This window comes from Thiohalomonas denitrificans (assembly GCF_900102855.1).
Lineage (GTDB): Bacteria > Pseudomonadota > Gammaproteobacteria > Thiohalomonadales > Thiohalomonadaceae > Thiohalomonas > Thiohalomonas denitrificans.
In genome coordinates this window covers 135,995-153,525 of sequence record NZ_FMWD01000006.1, presented here as the reverse complement: position 1 = coordinate 153,525, position 17,531 = coordinate 135,995, and the positions used below count along the sequence as shown (strand labels likewise).

Annotated in this window: 18 protein-coding genes; 15 read left to right on the top strand and 3 right to left on the bottom strand. The window is 59.8% G+C overall.

Annotated features, from left to right (window positions below):
• Window positions 1-177 precede the first annotated feature (177 nt).
• The 7 genes from BLP65_RS10825 to BLP65_RS10795 all read left to right on the top strand — a co-directional run bounded on the left by BLP65_RS10825 (window position 178) and on the right by BLP65_RS10795 (window position 9,511).
• The gene (locus BLP65_RS10825; RefSeq protein WP_092996749.1) at window positions 178-2,520 is read left to right on the top strand and encodes a nitric oxide reductase activation protein NorD; all 2,343 of its coding nucleotides are present in this window, start codon (window positions 178-180) and stop codon (window positions 2,518-2,520) included.
• Between the two features lie 485 nt (window positions 2,521-3,005).
• Complete coding sequence (locus tag BLP65_RS10820) at window positions 3,006-3,317, top strand: hypothetical protein (protein WP_092996746.1); 312 nt, start codon at window positions 3,006-3,008, stop codon at window positions 3,315-3,317.
• Between the two features lie 53 nt (window positions 3,318-3,370).
• Window positions 3,371-3,769 carry a hypothetical protein gene (locus BLP65_RS10815; protein WP_092996743.1) on the top strand — a complete coding sequence of 133 codons (399 nt, stop codon included), beginning with the start codon at window positions 3,371-3,373 and terminating at the stop codon, window positions 3,767-3,769.
• A gap of 169 nt (window positions 3,770-3,938) precedes the next feature.
• Window positions 3,939-4,340 carry a hypothetical protein gene (locus tag BLP65_RS10810; protein ID WP_092996740.1) on the top strand — a complete coding sequence of 134 codons (402 nt, stop codon included), beginning with the start codon at window positions 3,939-3,941 and terminating at the stop codon, window positions 4,338-4,340.
• Window positions 4,341-4,509: 169 nt separating this feature from the next.
• Window positions 4,510-5,904: a ribulose-bisphosphate carboxylase gene (locus BLP65_RS10805; protein WP_092996737.1), complete on the top strand. Its 1,395-nt coding sequence runs from the start codon at window positions 4,510-4,512 to the stop codon at window positions 5,902-5,904.
• Window positions 5,905-6,223: 319 nt separating this feature from the next.
• Window positions 6,224-7,027, top strand: coding sequence for a CbbQ/NirQ/NorQ/GpvN family protein (locus tag BLP65_RS10800; protein ID WP_092997122.1), 804 nt, complete (start codon window positions 6,224-6,226; stop codon window positions 7,025-7,027).
• A gap of 258 nt (window positions 7,028-7,285) precedes the next feature.
• Window positions 7,286-9,511 (top strand): nitric oxide reductase activation protein NorD, encoded by a 2,226-nt coding sequence (locus tag BLP65_RS10795; RefSeq protein WP_092996734.1) that lies wholly within the window; start codon window positions 7,286-7,288, stop codon window positions 9,509-9,511.
• 86 nt (window positions 9,512-9,597) lie between these two features.
• Here BLP65_RS10795 and BLP65_RS10790 read toward each other — a convergent pair whose 3' ends face one another.
• Entirely contained in the window at window positions 9,598-10,347 is a 750-nt protein-coding gene (locus tag BLP65_RS10790) for a rhodanese-like domain-containing protein (RefSeq protein WP_092996731.1), read from the bottom strand.
• A gap of 21 nt (window positions 10,348-10,368) precedes the next feature.
• Entirely contained in the window at window positions 10,369-10,746 is a 378-nt protein-coding gene (locus BLP65_RS10785) for a hypothetical protein (protein ID WP_092996728.1), read from the bottom strand.
• A 406-nt stretch (window positions 10,747-11,152) separates the two neighbouring features.
• Between BLP65_RS10785 and BLP65_RS10780 the strand changes: the two genes are divergently transcribed.
• Window positions 11,153-11,557, top strand: coding sequence for a hypothetical protein (locus BLP65_RS10780; RefSeq protein WP_092996726.1), 405 nt, complete (start codon window positions 11,153-11,155; stop codon window positions 11,555-11,557).
• Window positions 11,558-11,565: 8 nt separating this feature from the next.
• Here BLP65_RS10780 and BLP65_RS10775 read toward each other — a convergent pair whose 3' ends face one another.
• Entirely contained in the window at window positions 11,566-12,126 is a 561-nt protein-coding gene (locus BLP65_RS10775) for an acyloxyacyl hydrolase (RefSeq protein WP_092996723.1), read from the bottom strand.
• Between the two features lie 567 nt (window positions 12,127-12,693).
• Here BLP65_RS10775 and BLP65_RS10770 point away from each other — a divergent pair.
• The 7 genes from BLP65_RS10770 to BLP65_RS10740 all read left to right on the top strand — a co-directional run bounded on the left by BLP65_RS10770 (window position 12,694) and on the right by BLP65_RS10740 (window position 17,466).
• Window positions 12,694-13,167: a c-type cytochrome gene (locus BLP65_RS10770; RefSeq protein ID WP_092996720.1), complete on the top strand. Its 474-nt coding sequence runs from the start codon at window positions 12,694-12,696 to the stop codon at window positions 13,165-13,167.
• Between the two features lie 105 nt (window positions 13,168-13,272).
• A complete protein-coding gene (locus tag BLP65_RS10765) occupies window positions 13,273-13,659 on the top strand; it encodes a DUF302 domain-containing protein (protein ID WP_092996717.1) in 387 nt (128 codons plus the stop codon).
• Between the two features lie 25 nt (window positions 13,660-13,684).
• A complete protein-coding gene (locus BLP65_RS10760) occupies window positions 13,685-14,218 on the top strand; it encodes a Spy/CpxP family protein refolding chaperone (RefSeq protein WP_092996714.1) in 534 nt (177 codons plus the stop codon).
• A 140-nt stretch (window positions 14,219-14,358) separates the two neighbouring features.
• Window positions 14,359-15,261 carry a TauD/TfdA family dioxygenase gene (locus BLP65_RS10755; protein ID WP_092996711.1) on the top strand — a complete coding sequence of 301 codons (903 nt, stop codon included), beginning with the start codon at window positions 14,359-14,361 and terminating at the stop codon, window positions 15,259-15,261.
• A gap of 206 nt (window positions 15,262-15,467) precedes the next feature.
• Window positions 15,468-15,911, top strand: coding sequence for a hemerythrin domain-containing protein (locus BLP65_RS10750; RefSeq protein WP_092996707.1), 444 nt, complete (start codon window positions 15,468-15,470; stop codon window positions 15,909-15,911).
• Window positions 15,911-16,195, top strand: coding sequence for a DUF2249 domain-containing protein (locus BLP65_RS10745; RefSeq protein ID WP_092996704.1), 285 nt, complete (start codon window positions 15,911-15,913; stop codon window positions 16,193-16,195). Before BLP65_RS10750 ends, BLP65_RS10745 begins: the two co-directional genes overlap by 1 nt.
• Window positions 16,183-17,466: a hypothetical protein gene (locus tag BLP65_RS10740; RefSeq protein WP_217631967.1), complete on the top strand. Its 1,284-nt coding sequence runs from the start codon at window positions 16,183-16,185 to the stop codon at window positions 17,464-17,466. The genes BLP65_RS10745 and BLP65_RS10740 overlap by 13 nt, the downstream gene beginning before the upstream one ends.
• Window positions 17,467-17,531: the final 65 nt, after the last annotated feature.

Here is a 17,531-nt window from a genome sequence, read left to right as displayed (position 1 = left end):
GACGTCTGTACAGATATCTGAACAAGGGTAGGTCTGCCCCAGGGCGATTCGATATCGGGGAATTGCAGCGAGGGGCGCCCCCTGTTCCTGTTCCGACCGGGGGCCGACTCATCCGAGCCATGAGTCCATCCCCTGCGAGCTCTGCGCCTTTGCGGTGCAAAATGAAATAGGTGACCGATGAGCATCGATCTCGAAGAATATACCCAGTGCCTGAGCAAGGCGTCGCCCGAGGTGCGTGATACCCTGGCAGGCAGCTTTCATGAGGCCTCGCGGGTGATGTCCCCGGTCGGCCTGCAGGCTTACCTGGAAGGGGCCAAAGCACTCTGTGAGCTCGGGCGCGGAACCGACCTGGTGGTGACTTATCTTCAGGAGATGCCGCTGGTGGTCAAGGAGTGTGGCGAAGACGTTATTCGCGACTGCGTGAATGCGGCCTTGAAGCTCTCGTCGATGACCTCCGGTGAAGTGATCACCCTGCTGTTCGCCAGCCTGCCGACGGCCGCCCGCCGCCTGGGAGACCCGGAGCTGCTACGCGGCTACCTGCAGCTGATCCATCAGCTCTCCGCACGTGCGGCGCGGGGGCTGCGGCCGATGCTGCGTCACATCGACGAGCTGCTCACCAAGCTCACCCTGTCGGGTCTCAAACGCTGGGCCAATTTCGGGGCCGAGGCCTATCGGCGTGATTTCGACAACCTGGTGAAGTACTTTTCGCTGGAGAGTCCGGATAGCCGGAAGGTTCTGCAAAAGGAGCGTCGCGGGACCCTGTTTGTGGATACCCAGCGCAAGTTGAACTTCTATCTCCGTGCCTTGTGGGGCAGGGATTTCTTCCTGCGCCCCGCCGCCGCCGATCATGAGGGCTTCAAGCCCTACGTGGAGCACCTCGTGCTGCACCTGCCGGACGCGGTGGACAGTATCGGTGAAGTCACCGGGGCAGAGCTCTACCGAGCCCAGGCCGCCCATATGGCGGCGCACGTGAGCTACACCACATCGGCGATATCGGCCGAACAGCTTTCGCCGGCGCAGATGTTCTTCATCGGGCTGGCCGAGGACGCTCGTGTCGAATATCAGGCCATGAGGGATTTCCCGGGACTGCGCAAGCTCTGGCGTACTTTGATGACTACCGAGTATGCCGGAAGAGTCGAACATCCCAGTGTGGAGAAACTGGAGCACTTTGCCTTGATGCTCCTGGACCCCGCCGTGCACAGCGAAGATCAGCAGCTCAACGAGTTGGCGACCCGCTTTCACACCAACATCGAGGTGAATCAGCACGACAACGGGTTCTCCTGGCACTTCGGACTCGAGCTGTTCAACGTATTTGCTGCGCGGCGCGAGGTGCCGAGCCTGCGTATCCTCGAGTCCATTCGAATCCCGTATCGCGATGACAACCGCTTCGTCTGGGAGTTCGAGGAGTTCGACTGGGCACAGCATGGTGTCGAGTATATCCCGGCCAGCCAGCGCCAGGTGCGCAAGTACGTCAGTGCCATCGAAATAGCCAACGAGGTCGATTGCGAATTGGCCGGCGATGATGCTCAGGAAGTGTGGATCTGCGAAACCGAGTTTTTCCCCTATGAGGATGCCGGTGAAGCCACGCTCAGTTATAACCAGATGTGGGGCAAGGAGCCGATCTCCGATCCATTTCACTACAAGGAATGGGACTACCAGGTCCAGCTGTTCCGTCCCGACTGGGCGACGGTCTACGAAAGACGCCAGGCGAAGGGCGACCCGGAACTGGTGGACGATATCCTCAAGGAATACAAACCGATCGCCTATCAAATCAAGCGCATCATCGACATGCTGGCGCCCGAGGGGGTGCAGCGGGTGCGCAACATGGAAGATGGCGATGAGATCGATATCAATGCCGCCGTTGACGCGATGATCGCCATCCGCATGGGTGAGCACCCGAATCCGCGCATCACCATGCGCAATGTCATCAAAAAACGGGATGTGGCGGTCAGTGTCCTGCTCGACCTCTCCGAGTCGACCAACGACCCGGTGGAAGGAGCCGACAAGACCGTTCTGGAGCTGACCCGTGAGGCGGCAACGCTGCTGGCGACGGCCATCAACGGCATCGGCGACCCCTTTGCGATCCACGGGTTCGCCTCCGACGGGCGCCATGATGTTCAGTACTACCGCTTCAAGGACTTCAACCAGTCGTTCGATGATACCGTGAAGGCGAGGCTGGCCGGCATGAAAGGGGGGCTCTCCACTCGCATGGGCGCTGCCATGCGCCACGCCGGCAGCCACCTGCTGCGCCAGCCCGAGCAGCGCAAGCTGCTGTTGCTGGTGACCGACGGTGAGCCGTCGGACGTGGACGAGCGCGACCCGCAGCACTTGCGTTGGGATACCCGCAAGGCGGTCGAGGAGCTGGCCACCCGGGGAGTGCTCAGCTACTGCCTGACCCTCGACCCCAATGCGGACAGTTATGTGAAAAGAATCTTCGGGGCCAGCAACTATACTGTCGTCGACCACGTGCAGCGGCTGCCGGAGAAGCTTCCGACGCTGTTCGCCAGTCTCACGCGGTAGAACGGCATTAACCGCAAAGCTTCCGCTCCTGCTCACGCCCCTCACCTACATCCCTGTAGGCGAAGACGCAAAGAGCGCAAAGGAAACCGAACAGATACTCTCGATCTTCGGTGGGGGGAGATTACGGATCGGTAGGAGCCCACATGTGGGCGAAACGGCAAAGCCGTCATTTGAAATATTCGCCCGAAGGCTGGGCGGCGCTTGCGAGCGGGTTTTAGGTGTTGATTGACCGAGCAGAGGGCACCTTGAGCTCTAGCAGCCTGTCGGACTTAACCGATCGTAGCGAGGGTAAGCCGGTTTGGGACAGATTTTTCGATCTTTTGAGGCGAATACGACTGCATGGACGCAGTCGTTAGAGCGAAGCAGGATGCTCGAGCCGAGTAGATCAGCGTTAAGTCCGACAGGCTGCTAGAGTGCCAAGACGCACAAACACGCACTGCTTTGCGGCCTTCGCGCCCTTTGCGGTTAAAGCGAGGTAGGTACTGATGAATAGGGCTGACAAACGCTACGTTGGGATCCACAACGACCTCAACGGTGGCATGACCGATACCGCCAAGATCATCCGGGATGCCTGGGTATTCGGCCTGATTCCCGAAAAAGAGACCTGTGAAGGTTGGAATGCACAGGCCCTGGAGGGATTGTGGGCAAAAGTCGATGCCGAATGGGAAAAGTACGGATTTCGGGTTGGTAACCTGCCGCCGGATCTCCGGGCACGTTTCATGAGCATCCAGCAGAAGGCTTTTGACGAGGCCAGGGCGGCCGGGTGGGATGCCGAGAGAGACATTCAGGACGACTAGTGCATGGTGGCTTCTGCCGATGTACAGCCCCATAGAGTTGTGAGGAGTACTACATGTATACCCGTCACGAGGAGGTTCCGGTCCTCACCACTCGAGCGGGAAAAGTGGATGGGGCAGACTACAACCTTGTCCACCGGGCCCTGAGCCGCGACGGGCCGAGTATCCGGCTTGGCCTTCCCGGCCTGAAGACACTTGAGATGATCCTCCAGCACGATGCCTGGGTCGTCGTGGATGTCGCCTTTAACGATCTCCCTGTTCTGGCCTGGACTGATTTTGAAGCCAAGGGCCGGAGCACACTGCATGAGCCTGTTCCATGTCGGATAAGGCTTTACCACGGCCACGCCTCAATGGTCCTGAAACGGGCGCTGCAGATTGTCCGAAACGAGCTGAGTGAACGATACGGAGCTTCCGGAGCTCAGCCCGCTGTGCTTCCTTTCAAAAAGCGCGACTGAAGCGCACGCCTGACCCTGAAATGCCGGCAAGGTTGGAGGGGACCGGCAAACTTGCCTCCGTCACCTCTGGATGAGGGTCCATCCGTCTGAATACGCAACGAGCCGACGTACGCCTTGAAAGTTGACTATATTACTGGGTTAGAATGACTCCAAAAGAGGAGGAGTGCGAATGCCGATGAAACCGAGTCTGCCGTCCGAGCCAGCCATGGACGAACTCGCAGTCACCATTGAGCCGGAGGTGTTCAACCCGATCCGTTTGGCGCTCCTGCGTTTTGACCTGCCGATTCAACTGGTGCTCGGTGGGCGCGGGGTCGAACTGCATCTCTTCGAAGATGCCTGGCTCTGCTTCGACCTGCGGCTGGGCTACAAGCCGGTGCTGGCCTGGACCGGATTTGAAACAGCCCGTGCGGAAATTGCACGGCCGGTCAGGGCGCGGGCGCTTCTCTACAATTCCAATGCACAGTGGTTCGTCCATTCGGTGCTCCCCGAGCTTGCCCTTCGGATGCAGGGACAGCTTAAAGCGGCCTATCCGCCGGGGGCACGGATTGTGGCCTTTCCGGGGAGACGCTGATATTTGATGGTATCCCACCCGTTTATAACATCTATAAGGTAGACCTTATCTCTAAAATTTAACAGCAAGGTCTTTTCTTATGATATCGACTGGTGTATTGTGCCTCCATCGTGAGATGGCGGGCTGCCGCCGCACGCATATAAAAACCTAACAGCAAGGGTGTTCATCAATGGACCAGTCCAATCGCTACGCACGTCTTGATCTGAATGAAGACGAACTCATCAAGGGCGGCCGCCACGTACTTTGCGCCTACCTGATGAAACCGAAGGCCGGCTACTACGATTTCCTCGGTACTGCGGCGCACTTCGCTGCCGAGTCCTCTACCGGCACCAACGTTGAAGTCTCCACCACCGACGATTTCACCAAGGGCGTTGACGCTCTGGTTTACGAAATCGATGAAGCCAACGAGCTCATGAAGATCGCCTATCCGATCGAGCTCTTTGACCGCAACATCAAGGACGGTCGGGCGATGATCGTCAGCTTCCTGACCCTGGCTATCGGTAACAACCAGGGCATGGGCGACGTCGAATACGCCAAGATGCTCGATTTCTACGTACCGCCCGCTTACCTGCGCCTGTTCGATGGCCCCGCCATGAACATCCAGGACATGTGGCGCGTGCTGGGCCGTGACATCAATAACGGCGGCATGGTGGTCGGCACCATCATCAAGCCGAAGCTCGGCCTGCGCCCGCAGCCGTTCGCCGATGCCTGCTACCAGTTCTGGCTCGGCGGCGACTTCATCAAGAACGACGAGCCCCAGGGTAATCAGGTCTTCGCTCCGTTGAAGAAGACCATCCCGCTGGTGGCTGACGCGATGAAGCGCGCCCAGGATGAGACCGGCGAGGCGAAGATCTTCTCCGCCAACATCACCTCCGACGACCCGTTCGAGATGATTGCGCGCGGCGAGTTCATCCTGGAAACCTTCGGCGAGAATGCCGACCACGTCGCCTTCCTGGTGGACGGCTTTGTTGGTGGACCGATGGCGGTGACCACCTGCCGTCGCTATTTCGCCAATCAGTTCCTGCACTACCATCGTGCCGGCCATGGCATGGTGACCAGCCCGCAGACCCAGCGTGGCTACAACGCCCTGGTCCACATGAAGATGTCCCGCATGCAGGGTGCCTCCGGTATCCACACCGGCACCATGGGCTTCGGCAAGATGGAAGGTGACCCCACCGACAAGCTGCTGGCGTACATGCTGGAGAACGAAGAGGCCGAAGGCCTGTACTACCCGCAGAAGTGGTATGGCATGAAGCCGACCACCCCGATCATCTCGGGCGGCATGAATGCCCTGCGTCTGCCGGGCTTCTTCGACAACCTGGGCCACTCCAACGTCATCCAGACTTCTGGCGGTGGTGCATTCGGCCACAAGGACGGCGGTACCGCTGGTGCCAAATCCCTGCAGCAGGCTCGTGACGCCTGGATGAAGGGCGTCGATCTGGTCGAATACGCCAAGGAGCACCCGGAGCTGAAGGGCGCCTTCGAGACCTTCCACTGGGATGCTGATAATCTGTTCCCGGGTTGGCGCGAGAGCCTGGGCGTTTCTGCGGCTGCTCACAAGTAAGTCCGATAGACTGCCAGGGCAACCTGGAAGCCGTGAAAAACCCCTGCCGTTCGCGGCAGGGGTTTTTTAGGTTTGGGGTGATAGGTACGGTTCATACGGCTCTGGCGTATGCCGAGTAGGTGCATTCAAAGGGAGTGCGCCCGGCATCGCCCGCCGCCAGCCGTCCGGCCCGAGGGACCGGGTACCCCCAGTTGATAAAAAATTCCCTATCCAATTGATAAATAATATCTTCTTTACTTATACTCGCTCGGCCGGTAGGGTTTTGTCCCGAACCGAGAAGCCCACCTGAAGCGGGAAAATGAAACAAGAGGCGAGCACCATGAGCATCGATCGTGACCAGTACCTCATTCAGGACGAGCCGTTCTATCGTGAGTCCGGCGGCGAGGTGAAGCTGTTCGAGGCGGCCTATGCAGCGCGCCTGCCGGTGATGATCAAGGGCCCGACCGGTTGTGGCAAGTCCCGCTTTGTGGAGTACATGGCCTGGAAGCTGGGCAAGCCGGTGGTGACCGTGGCCTGTAACGAGGATATGACCGCTGCCGACCTGGTGGGACGCTATCTGCTCGATGCGCAGGGTACACGCTGGCAGGACGGACCCTTGACCATTGCTGCGCGTATCGGGGCTATCTGCTATCTGGACGAAGTCGTCGAAGCACGTCAGGACACCACGGTGGTCATTCACCCGCTGACCGACTACCGGCGCGCCCTGCCGCTGGACAAGAAAGGCGAGGTGCTTCACGCCCACGAGGACTTCCAACTGGTGATCTCCTACAACCCCGGTTACCAGAGCCTGATGAAGGATCTCAAGCAATCCACCAAACAGCGCTTCACCGCCCTCGAATTCGAATATCCCGAGTCCGATACCGAAACCGAGATCGTCAGCAGGGAGACGGGCATCGACGGTGCCATGGCACGCAAGCTGGTGGATATTGGCTGCCGCGGCCGTAATCTAAAGGGGCACGGCCTCGATGAAGGCATCTCCACCCGTCTGCTGGTCTATGCGGCTCATCTGATCCAGCACGGCGTTGAGCCGCGCCAGGCCTGCCGTATGGCGCTGATCCAGCCGATTACCGACGATACCGACATCCGCGACAACCTGGAAAGCGCGTTTGATCTGATTTTCTGATTTTGGGCTAACCGCAAAGAGCGCAAAGGATGGAATTAAAGTTGGTGGTGGGAGGCGCGCCCCCGCGGCGATTCTCCGGACGGTTGTATCGCGCCGAGGGCGGCCCTTCTACTGCAGATATCGACGGTTGTATCGTTCCTAAAAACTCCGCGCCCTCTGCGCCTCTGCAGTTAAATCAAACTTTCCTTTGCGCTCTTTGCGCTCTTTGCGCTCTTTGCGTCTTTGCGGTTAATCACCCCCTCTAAAGGGCACCCGACCATGGCTAATACCGAACTTCAGAACGCCCGCGCCCGGCTGCGCTGCCCGGTAGAGGCGGTTGATGACATCTTTCCCGCCTGTTTCGCCGAGGCGAAGGCGAACATGTCGGAGCAGGTGCTGGACGCCTGGCTGGATGGCGCCTTCAACTTCTGCATACGCGGACCTCGTGGCCAGGATCGGATCCTGACCTATCTCGAGACCCTGCCCCAAGTTGCCCGTATGGTCGGAGAGGGGGCCGTGACCTCCTGCATCGAGACCGGCACGATACTGCAGCTCGAGGTCCATGCCGCCCAGGTGGGGCCCTTCTTCACGGTGCTCCCCACAGTGGCCCGGCGTCTGCCCGAGCGGCCGCTGTTCGAGCAGTGGCTGGCGCTGGTCACCAGGGTAGCCAGGGAGGGGCGCTACGGACTGAAGCCGCTGATTGAGAAGACACCCGATCTATTATCTCAGGTGGACATCGGTGGCCTGGTGCGGTGGGCCGAGTCAGGCTTCCTGGCCCACGCCAGCCAGCCCAATAAGCTCGCCGACTGGTTCGCACTAACTGGCGCCGATGCCAAGGCCGCCCTGCAGCGAGAGCGTCGTGGCACACTGTTCGTCGATTATGAGCGCCGCATCGAGACCTTCGTGCGCGCCCTTTGGGACGATGAGGTCCCTTTTCATATCTACTCCGAGCGTTTTCACGAACTGCGCAAACCGGTGCCCTATCTGGACAGCCTCGGCTTCCATATTCCGGACATCTACACGGATGATAACGAGGTAAGCGGTCTGGACCGTTATCGCGCCGTCATTGCGCACATGATGGGGCATCGGCTCTACTCCGAGCCGTTCATCGCGGACAACTTCAATCGCTACCAGCATATCTTCATCGAGGTGTTCGAGGATGCCCGTGTCGAATACCTGCTGATGCAGCAATTCCCGGGACTGCGGCGCATCTGGAAGGCCCTTCACCCGGTCCCTGGACCGGACGATTGTCCCGAAGGCTGGGCGTGTATCCGCCACCTGGCCACCATGCTCTCCCGCGCCCTGCTGGACCCAGAAGACCACCCCTACCGGGACCCCACGCTGCTGGACTTTGTACAGCGCTTCCTGGAGCGGATGAAGACGGATCCGCACGACCGCAAGATCCCGACCGAGCTTGGAGTGCAGTATCTGGTGAAAGTCCACTCCGTGGATTTCCGATCGCCCAAAATTTACTTTGAAAACACCTTCATCAGTTATCGGGACGATAACCGCAATATCTGGATGTTCATGGAGGACACGGACGATGAGGATGAATTCCACTCCGAGCACCAGGCGGCCAATCCACGCACCGATGACGAGGAGGAACAGGTCCAGTTCGCCCGTCACCATCGCGAGTGGGATTATCACCAGGGGCGCTATCAGGCCGATTGGGCGACGGTATACGAGGCCATCCACCCGGCGGGCGATGCCGGTATCATCGATTCACTGTTGGAGGAGCACCGTCCGCTTGCCAAGAAGATCAAGCGCATGGTGGAATTTCTGAAGCCCCAGCAGCATGTGCGGGTGCGTTACCAGGAGGAGGGTGACGAGCTGGATCTGGATGTCGCCGTACGCGCCATGATCGACTACCGCTCCGGCAGCACCCCCGACTCGCGGATCCACCAGTTCTACAAACACGATGGCCGCGATATTGCCGTGCTGTTGCTGGTCGATCTCTCCAACTCGCTCAACGAAACCCCGCAGGGGGCCGATCGTTCCATCCTGCGACTCTCCCAGGAGGCCGTTTCGCTGCTCGGTACTGCGGTGGAAGCCCTGGGCGACAAGTTCGCCATCGCCGGCTTCGCCTCCAATACCCGTCACGAAGTGCGTTATCTGCACTTCAAGGGGTTCAGTGATGCCTGGGATGATCAGGTGAAGAGTCGGCTGGGAGCCATGGAGGGTGCCCTGTCCACGCGAATGGGCGCTGCCCTGCGCCATGGAGGCCAATATCTCGCCAGGCAAAAGGCCGAAAAACGCCTGCTGCTGCTGCTCTCCGATGGAGAGCCCCATGACGTGGACGAAGACGACCCGCTCTACCTCATCGAAGATACCAAAAAGGCGGTGGAAGAGCTGGGGGCCAAGGGTGTCGACACCTATTGCGTCACCCTCGACCCCCACGCCGACGAATATGTCGATCACATCTTCGGTTACCGCTACACGGTCATCGACCGGGTGCAGCGGCTTCCCGAACGCCTGCCGCAGTTGTTCATGGCCCTGACCCGCTGATTGCCAAAAGCCGGGTCGGGGGTCAGTAGCTGCCCTTCCGTGATTTATTATCCCGCATCGGCGACCGCCACAGGTTGGCGAGTGGCTTATTCGCCGCCCTGTTCGTTGAAAAAGAGCACTTCTTCCATCTCGGGGACAATGGTGCTTAGCCCCAGGAGCTGCCACATTTGCATACCGCCCCGGTAATACTTGATCTTGTCCACCGGGTAACCGAGTTTCGCCAGAGCACGAATCGCGTGGGGTGATTGGCCACACCAAGGACCGTTACACCATAAGACGACTTCTTTGGCCTTCGAGAAGTCCCAGTGCCCCGATTTCTTGTTGCTGTCACCAAAAACGCTATCGATCAGTCGGGTTATCGTGCCGTCTTCGCCTTTGGCTCCGACTCCCAGGAGATTCAGCGCCTCGATCAGATTCGGGTGATCGGTTTCGCGCTGGAAGACCGTGAAGGGAATATTGATCGACCCTGGAATCGTACCCCGCAGATACCAGTCCGGCAGTCGGGCATCGATGAGGAATCCATCTCCTGAATTGACCTTTTGCTCCATGAAGTTAAACAGATCGATTTCCGTAAACAGCTCTACCCCGGCGACCGGTGTAGAAGGCTGGATGCAAAATGGCGGGCAGTTCCGCGAGGTCTTTGCCCACATGGCATCCACCAGGTTGTCCCCGTCCTGGTCACGCTGGACATCGATCATCTTGTTGTGGTGGTTGACCCTGAGCGAAGCCTTGTCTTCGGTCAGGTTAACGTCCAGGGCGTTGGCTTGCGTGGCCATCACCAGACTACCGAACAGAATAAAAACACCGACAAGCCGGCTTGTGAGCGGCTGATACATGACTAATCCCCCTTTTGACAGTTACTGCTTAAGTAACTCGTTGATCTTTTCACGAATTTTGGTGATTTCCGCACCAGAGCGATAGAGCCGGTAAACGGCTCTTTTCTTGGGATCACTCAATTTCTGGTAAAACATGTAGCTCCCGACGTAGTTTGCCTTCAGCCAGCTTTCCATCTGCGGTTGATCGTCGGTACGCGGTGTTGGCCGTCCATCGTCATTCTCTTTTCCCTGGATGGTGGGCGTGATGGTCGGATTATCGCTGTTGGCTTCAGCTTTCAGCGCATTCAGGTACCCCCCGTCGGATGCCCGTGCCTGGGTCGCCGACGCGAGCAACAACACAGCGACCAGTGAGGTTAAAAGCAGCCCCTTGAAAGGGAGAGAATCGTTTTTCTCGCCCATACCAATCCCCCCTACACATCGAGTGTGTATCTGTTTTTCGGAAAAAAGTTTATCACCACCCTTTATCAGGACAATACCTCCATAACCAGCGGTAGATGCTCTGTAAAATAGCACGGTGCAGCGGAAGCGGATACCTCGCGCCGTTTGGAGCGTTGCCGCTATGGTTTTTTGGGCCAGGCGACCGTCAGCCCCGCAAAACGGGAGCAGTGGCTCGAGCCCGATGTGACCCCCGGAGCAACCGGGGATTAGGACGAAGGCTGCCGGCTGCCTCGGCCGTGACCAGCCTGCCAGCCTGTGTTTCACCGATGTACCCGGCGGGGAACGGATGCGCCACGGCTCAGTCAGAGTGGGTTGGAAGCACACTGTCCGTGTAGACTAGTGAAAAATCGGCCATGCATATCTGCCCATGATCACCAAGCTGCTCTTTACCGCCCTGATTGTGGCGGGCGTTATCTTCTGGACGCGCCATCGTGGTGAGGCCCGGCAGCGACGGTCGCGCAGGCCTGAATCGCGCGCCGCGCGCTCTCCGTGGTACTGGCGTATGGCTCCGGCAGGAGCCCTGCTTGCCGTTTTGGGAGTGAGTGCGTTTGTCTTCTGGCTCGAATGGGAGGCCGAGCACCAGGTGTTCACCGTGCGTGTCATCGATACCCGGAGCGGTGAGGTTCGTCAGTACCCCGTCTACCGTGACGCGGTCAGCAATCGCAGCTTCCAGACCATCGATGGCCGGCGGGTGACCTTGGCCGACGTGGAGCGCATGGAGCTGGTGGAGGGTGCGCCATCGGCACCCGAAACCTCGCTGCGTGAGCCCTGACGGTGAACTCAGTAACGATAAGCCAAATGCAGCAGGTGGTAGTTGAGGCCCGGGTTGGGTGTTTCGATGCCCGCATTCGACAGGTGCATGATCCGATAGCCGATTTCGAATCGGCCGTTTCTGCCGAAGCGTGATCCTAAGCCGGCAATGGACTGGAACTGAAAGTGGGTGGCGAGCCTTACGCCGTCCAGCTGTTTGTCGGAGAGATAGTGTGGTCCGACTCCGAGTTCGACATATGGGCCGCCTGCGTTCTGCCGATAGCGCGCCAGACGGAACATCCCGACCACGCCGCCTTCTATCACCTCGGTGATCCGCGCATTGTTGTCATCATCCTCCATTAGCGTCCCGGCGGTCACTTCCCACTGTCCGGACAGCTTCCAGTCGCCATCCTCGAACCATTGCCAGGGCCAGTCCCATGTCAGGCCGAGCCGGGTGGCGGTCCCCTCGTTGCCGGGTCCGAAGCCGGAGGCCCCCTTGCCGCCATCCAGCACCCATCCATCAACGGCCGCCGCCGAGCCCGTTCCCAAAAACAGCATGGCACCGACGAGCAGCCACTGGCCTCTTCTCATTGCTGAACTCCCTGTTTGGTTTCCTTTTTCCAATCCTAGCCTGAAGATCCCGGCAGGCCTACGGTTGCGGGTGGACGGTATCCCTTAACGAAACTGGCCGGAAGCGGGTCGTTGCCACCCCCGTACTTCGATGCATGCGTCAGTGCGTGCTCCGCCAGCCAGGCAATGCTAGACTTGGTCCAACTTCCATTGCCGGGAACCTGCGTGCGCGCACTGCCGCTCATTCTTTGTCTGTTGATACTGATGCTGATCTCGCCTGCGCCGGCCATGGCACATCCGGCCGATGGCGGTGGGATGGCCTGTCCCATGTGTGACGAGGTCGCCGGCTCGGTAGCCGCGCATCCTTGCGGTGGAGAGTGCCAGGGCTGCGAAACCTGGCACGTCAGTGCCGCGACTATTCTGCAGGGTGCATCCCCTGTCGTTCGTCTTGTGAATTTCTCCTCCGGCTATCGGGACACTCTCAGGGCGCCCCCGTTGCAACCGCCTCGATCCTGAATCTTTCCGCCCAACGGCGGTTATTTCCTGTTTCCAGGACTTACGATTCGGACTCAAATGAGAGGTGGCTCCATGCACTATCCTTATTCCATTGCGATCGTCTCGCTTGCCCTGCTGCTTTCCGCGTGCAGCAGCGAGACCGAAACCGGCACTTCCTTAGCTTCGGGAGAGGCGGTAGACGCTCCCGTCCGCGATATCGACTTCTCCCGTGTCGCCCGCGGCGGCAATCTGTATCAGCAAAATTGCGCCTCTTGTCACGGGGTGGATGGCGAAGGTGCCCCCAATTGGCGGGAGCGCGATGTACAGGGCTTCTTCCCGGCACCCCCGTTGAATGGCACCGGGCACACCTGGCATCACCCGCGCCGGATGCTTCAGCATGTGATCAAAAACGGCAGTCCCGGGGGCGGCCAAATGCCTGCATGGCAGGGGCGACTGAGTGATGAGGAAATCGATTCGATCATCGATTGGTTCCAGTCGCGCTGGCCTGACGAGGTCTATGCGGCCTGGCAGGAAATGGAGACCCGCTCCAGACAGGCTGCACGCTGAATCTCGGAGGGAGTGGTGCCGCCAAAGGCGCTGCTCCCCTTGGCGTTTAGAGAATTTTCCGCATGGCCCAGTAGGCTTTTACTATCCCTTGACCAGGAGAAAACGATGTACGGATTCACCATAAAAGTTCAGGGCAGCTTCGATGATGTCGTCCAGCGCACTACAGAAGCTCTGAAAGAGGAGGGATTCGGGGTACTGACCGAGATCGATGTGCAAGGCACTCTCAAGAAAAAGCTCGAAATTGATCGTGCCCCCTACAAAATCCTCGGAGCCTGCAATCCGCAACTGGCGAACCAGGCGATCGAGCTCGAGCCGGATATCGGCTTGCTGCTACCTTGTAATGTAATCGTTCGTGAGGAAAAGGACGGCATGGTGGTCGGGTTTATGGACCCGATGACGGTTTTGGGATTGGTGGAACGCCCCGAACTCGAGGAGTTGGGCCGCGAAGTTCGCTCTCGCATGGAACGGGTCCGGGATAGCCTGACGACCTGAAGAAACAAAAGGGAAAGGAGGCATCATGAAACAGCGAAATCTTTGGGCTTTGGCCCTGTCGGGGCTGATGGGAGTCCTTGCGGTAACCGGCGCATCGGCGCAGCAGCCCCAGCAACAGCGGCCCGGCCCCGGAATGATGCAGGGACAGGGGGCCGGCCCCGCAATGCGCGGCGGCCCAGGCATGATGCAGGGCGGACCCGGAATGGGTCCGGGTATGATGGGGCCCGGCATGATGCAAGGCTACGGCTACGGCACGGGCATCTGGTCGCTGAATCTCACTGATCAGCAACGCCAGCAGCTGGGCGAGATCATGCAGCAGCAGCAGAAGCAGCAATGGGAGCGTCGCAGTCAGATGCAGGAGGCGATGAACCAGCTGAATCAACTGTACGCCAAGGAGACCCCCGATGCGGAAAAAGTCGGTGAGGTCTACACCAGGATGGGAAAGATCCAGCGCGAGATCGCCGAGTCGCAGGTGCGGGCTCACAACCGTATGTGGGAGCTCTTGACCGAAGAGCAGCGTCAGCAGTTGCGCGGACAGGGCTGGAGGGGGCAGCCGTAGATTGAGCTGGTAGCCTGTCGGACTTGACAAGTCATGGTGGGTTGGCGTTAAGTCCGAAGGCTGCCAGGGCCCGCCCCAAACCCGGCGATGAGTCCACCTCCTCGGGGAGTGGAGGCGCGGGTCGCCATGATGGAGAAAGCATGTCTGAACTTGTCAGGTCCGCCGCGGCCTCTCCTTTTCTGCTCCAGAACCAGGCCGCCTACCGGAACTGGCGTGTGGCCAAGCTTGCCGACTACCCGCAAGGTGCAACCGATCTCGTGGTCGAGATCCGCGATCCCCGACACCTGAGTCGGGCCGAGCACGATGAACTCCTGCGCCGGATACGGAAAACGAATATGGCGGTGTACGCCAGCGATGTCGGTGGCGAAGCCGACAAGGGCATTGTGCTGGCACTCGGTGCTGCGCTTGGCCTCAATCGCCTGGATGCGAATTGGCTGGCCGATGATGACGGCATCACATCGCTGACCATCAATCCGGCCGGGCCGCGACCACAGTACATTCCCTACACCAACCGCCCGATCAGCTGGCATACGGATGGCTACTATAATCCCCCGCAGCGGCAGATCCACGGCCTGCTGCTGCACTGCGTCGAACCTGCGGCACGGGGAGGCGATAACGCGCTGCTGGATCCGGAAATCGCCTATCTGCTGCTTCGCGATGAAGATCCCGAATTGATCCGTGCGCTCATGCAGGATGATGCCATGACCATTCCTCCCGGCACCAATTCCGAGGGTGGATATCGTGCCTCGGCCGTGGGCCCGGTCTTCTCCATTCGACCCGACGGTAATCTCCACATGCGCTACACGGCCCGCAAGCGCAACATCGAATGGAAAAACGAGCCGGCAGTCCACGCAGCCGTCTCCCGATTGCGGGCGATTTGCGAGCGCGATTCGCCCTATATCTTCCGCGCCCGCCTGGAGTCCGGAATGGGGCTCGTTTCCAACAACGTGCTGCACGATCGCTGCGGTTTCGACGACCTGCCCGATGCCCCCCGGCGCCTGATTTACCGCGCCCGCTATTACGACCGCGTCAGCCGCACCTGAGCACTGGCGGTTCCCCGACGTGCAGTGCCTGACGCGCGCTGCCTGGCGCTTGCGCAGCACACACTGTTGACCAAGGTCAAGGGCATTTCGGCGACGCTCGGCTAGAGTATCTGCCACCCTGAATAGTCAGGGTGAACGCATACTTGCGCCTTTGGGTCTCCCGTATGCGGTTGCCCTATGAAGAACCAGTGTGCAGAGGTGAAGTCATGAGCAGTTTTTCCGATTTTATGGGCGGTGACCACAATGCCTGCGATGCCCTGTATGCCGAGGCCGAACGGGCGGTGGCGAACGGTGACTGGAGTGTCGCGGCGAAGGCCAACGACGACTTTCTGAGTGCAATGGAGCGTCACTTTGGCATGGAGGAGCAGGTACTGTTTGCCGCTTTCGAGGCGGCCCAGGGTTCGACCATGGGACCGACGCAGGTGATGCGCCATGAGCATAGTCAGATGCGCCAGCTGTTTCAGCAGATGCGTGATGCCGTGGCCGAAAAGGATGTGGACGCCTACCTGGGGGCCGGCGAAACACTGCTGATCCTCATGCAGCAGCATAATGCCAAAGAGGAGCAGATCCTCTATCCAATGACGGACCAGGTGCTGGCTGCGCAGCGCGAGGAGTTGTTCAGGCAGATGGAATCTGTTATCGCCGAGTGATGGCGAACGCGGTCGTACTCGATGTCAGTGAACTGGAGCCTCCGGAGCCCCTGGTACTGACCCTGGAGGGCGCGGCGCGCCTGCAACCGGGGGAATACCTGCGTATGCGGCACAGGCGGGTTCCTTACCCGCTATTCGATACTCTTGACCAGCAGGGCTTCGGTTACCTCAGCCGCGGCGGGCGGGATGTGGCGTGTGAAGTCCTGATCTGGCGGGAAGGCGATAGCGAGGCGGCCCGGGCCGCTGAAGCAATGGCAAGGGAGCTTCCAGAATGGCGAGAATGAACGCTGCCGCATTGTCCCTCGAACAGGCTCCGCCCATCTCGGTTCCCGTGCGCTTCTTTCTCACCGCTCCGGTGTTCGGGGCGGCAGCGGCATTGATCCTGTTGGTTTCCGGTGGTGAAGTACTGTCCAGCCGTTGGGCCCCTCTAACCCTGGCCGTAACCCACCTGCTGACCCTTGGATTTCTGGCCATGGTCATGATCGGTGCTGTCCAGCAGTTACTGCCGGTTCTGGTCGGATCACCGGTACCACGGGCAAAATGGGTGAGTCGCATACTGCACCCGTTGCTGACGTTGGGCGTTGTGTCACTGGTGGCGGGATTCGCGGGCGGTGGTACGGTGCTGATGCATGGCGCCACCGTCCTGCTCGGGAGCGGATTTCTGGTTTTCCTGGCGGTGACCGCCTTCAGCCTGCTGCGCGCCCGCTCCGGACACTTCACGGTTGCGGCCATGGCCCTGTCGACTTTCGCACTTGCGATTACGGTGGCGCTGGGGCTCTATCTGGCCCTTGGCTATGCGGGTGCGGTACCGATGGCGCGGCAGTATACCAATTTGCATCTTGGCTGGGGGCTGATCGGCTGGGTGGTGCTGCTGCTGGCCGGTGTGGCCTATCAGGTGGTGCCGATGTTCCAGATCACTCCCGACTATCCCCGGCCGCTGATGCGGCTCCTCGCACCCGGACTTTTTGTTCTTTTGGGCGTCTGGTCGCTGGGCCGGGCGATGTCGATGGTCCCCGACGCGATTGCCACCATCGCCGCCGGGCTGATTGCAGCGGGAGTCCTGCTGTTTGCCTTGGCGACGGTCTGCCTGCAGGTTCGCCGCAAGCGTCGCCTGCCTGACGTGACCCTGGATTTCTGGCGAATGGCGATGGCGAGCCTGGTGGTGGTGGTACTGGTCTGGGCGGTGGGTCAGGCCCTCGACAACATACCCGAACTGTTGCTGGGGGTGCTGTTTATTGCCGGGTTTGCGATGTCAGCCGTGAACGGCATGCTCTACAAGATCGTCCCCTTTCTGGTCTGGCTGCACCTCAACAATCAGCGCCAGAGCGCCGGCCTTTCGCTGGTTGGTGTTCCCAATATGCGCAAGATCATCCCCGAGCCGGCCATGCGCTGGCAGTTTCGCGTACAGGCGGGGGCTCTGGTGTTACTGGCGGCGGCGGCGGTATGGCCCGTGCTGACGTCGCCGGCAGGGTTGTTGCTGTTTATTTCGATGGTATGGCTGGGGTGGAATCTGCTGGGTGCCATGCGCCTTTATCGGCGGACCCTGCGGGCCTAAACCCAAACCCTTCGGGGGTCGGTTTTGTAGGTTGGGGTGAGTTATGCGAACTCCAACGCTGATTT

Coding starts and splice junctions, on each gene's coding strand:
- BLP65_RS10825 (WP_092996749.1), top strand. CDS start 178: ATGAGCATCGATCTCGAAGAATATACCCAGTGCCTGAGCAAGGCGTCG.
- BLP65_RS10820 (WP_092996746.1), top strand. CDS start 3,006: ATGAATAGGGCTGACAAACGCTACGTTGGGATCCACAACGACCTCAAC.
- BLP65_RS10815 (WP_092996743.1), top strand. CDS start 3,371: ATGTATACCCGTCACGAGGAGGTTCCGGTCCTCACCACTCGAGCGGGA.
- BLP65_RS10810 (WP_092996740.1), top strand. CDS start 3,939: ATGCCGATGAAACCGAGTCTGCCGTCCGAGCCAGCCATGGACGAACTC.
- BLP65_RS10805 (WP_092996737.1), top strand. CDS start 4,510: ATGGACCAGTCCAATCGCTACGCACGTCTTGATCTGAATGAAGACGAA.
- BLP65_RS10800 (WP_092997122.1), top strand. CDS start 6,224: ATGAGCATCGATCGTGACCAGTACCTCATTCAGGACGAGCCGTTCTAT.
- BLP65_RS10795 (WP_092996734.1), top strand. CDS start 7,286: ATGGCTAATACCGAACTTCAGAACGCCCGCGCCCGGCTGCGCTGCCCG.
- BLP65_RS10790 (WP_092996731.1), bottom strand. CDS start 10,347: ATGTATCAGCCGCTCACAAGCCGGCTTGTCGGTGTTTTTATTCTGTTC.
- BLP65_RS10785 (WP_092996728.1), bottom strand. CDS start 10,746: ATGGGCGAGAAAAACGATTCTCTCCCTTTCAAGGGGCTGCTTTTAACC.
- BLP65_RS10780 (WP_092996726.1), top strand. CDS start 11,153: ATGATCACCAAGCTGCTCTTTACCGCCCTGATTGTGGCGGGCGTTATC.
- BLP65_RS10775 (WP_092996723.1), bottom strand. CDS start 12,126: ATGAGAAGAGGCCAGTGGCTGCTCGTCGGTGCCATGCTGTTTTTGGGA.
- BLP65_RS10770 (WP_092996720.1), top strand. CDS start 12,694: ATGCACTATCCTTATTCCATTGCGATCGTCTCGCTTGCCCTGCTGCTT.
- BLP65_RS10765 (WP_092996717.1), top strand. CDS start 13,273: ATGTACGGATTCACCATAAAAGTTCAGGGCAGCTTCGATGATGTCGTC.
- BLP65_RS10760 (WP_092996714.1), top strand. CDS start 13,685: ATGAAACAGCGAAATCTTTGGGCTTTGGCCCTGTCGGGGCTGATGGGA.
- BLP65_RS10755 (WP_092996711.1), top strand. CDS start 14,359: ATGTCTGAACTTGTCAGGTCCGCCGCGGCCTCTCCTTTTCTGCTCCAG.
- BLP65_RS10750 (WP_092996707.1), top strand. CDS start 15,468: ATGAGCAGTTTTTCCGATTTTATGGGCGGTGACCACAATGCCTGCGAT.
- BLP65_RS10745 (WP_092996704.1), top strand. CDS start 15,911: ATGGCGAACGCGGTCGTACTCGATGTCAGTGAACTGGAGCCTCCGGAG.
- BLP65_RS10740 (WP_217631967.1), top strand. CDS start 16,183: ATGGCGAGAATGAACGCTGCCGCATTGTCCCTCGAACAGGCTCCGCCC.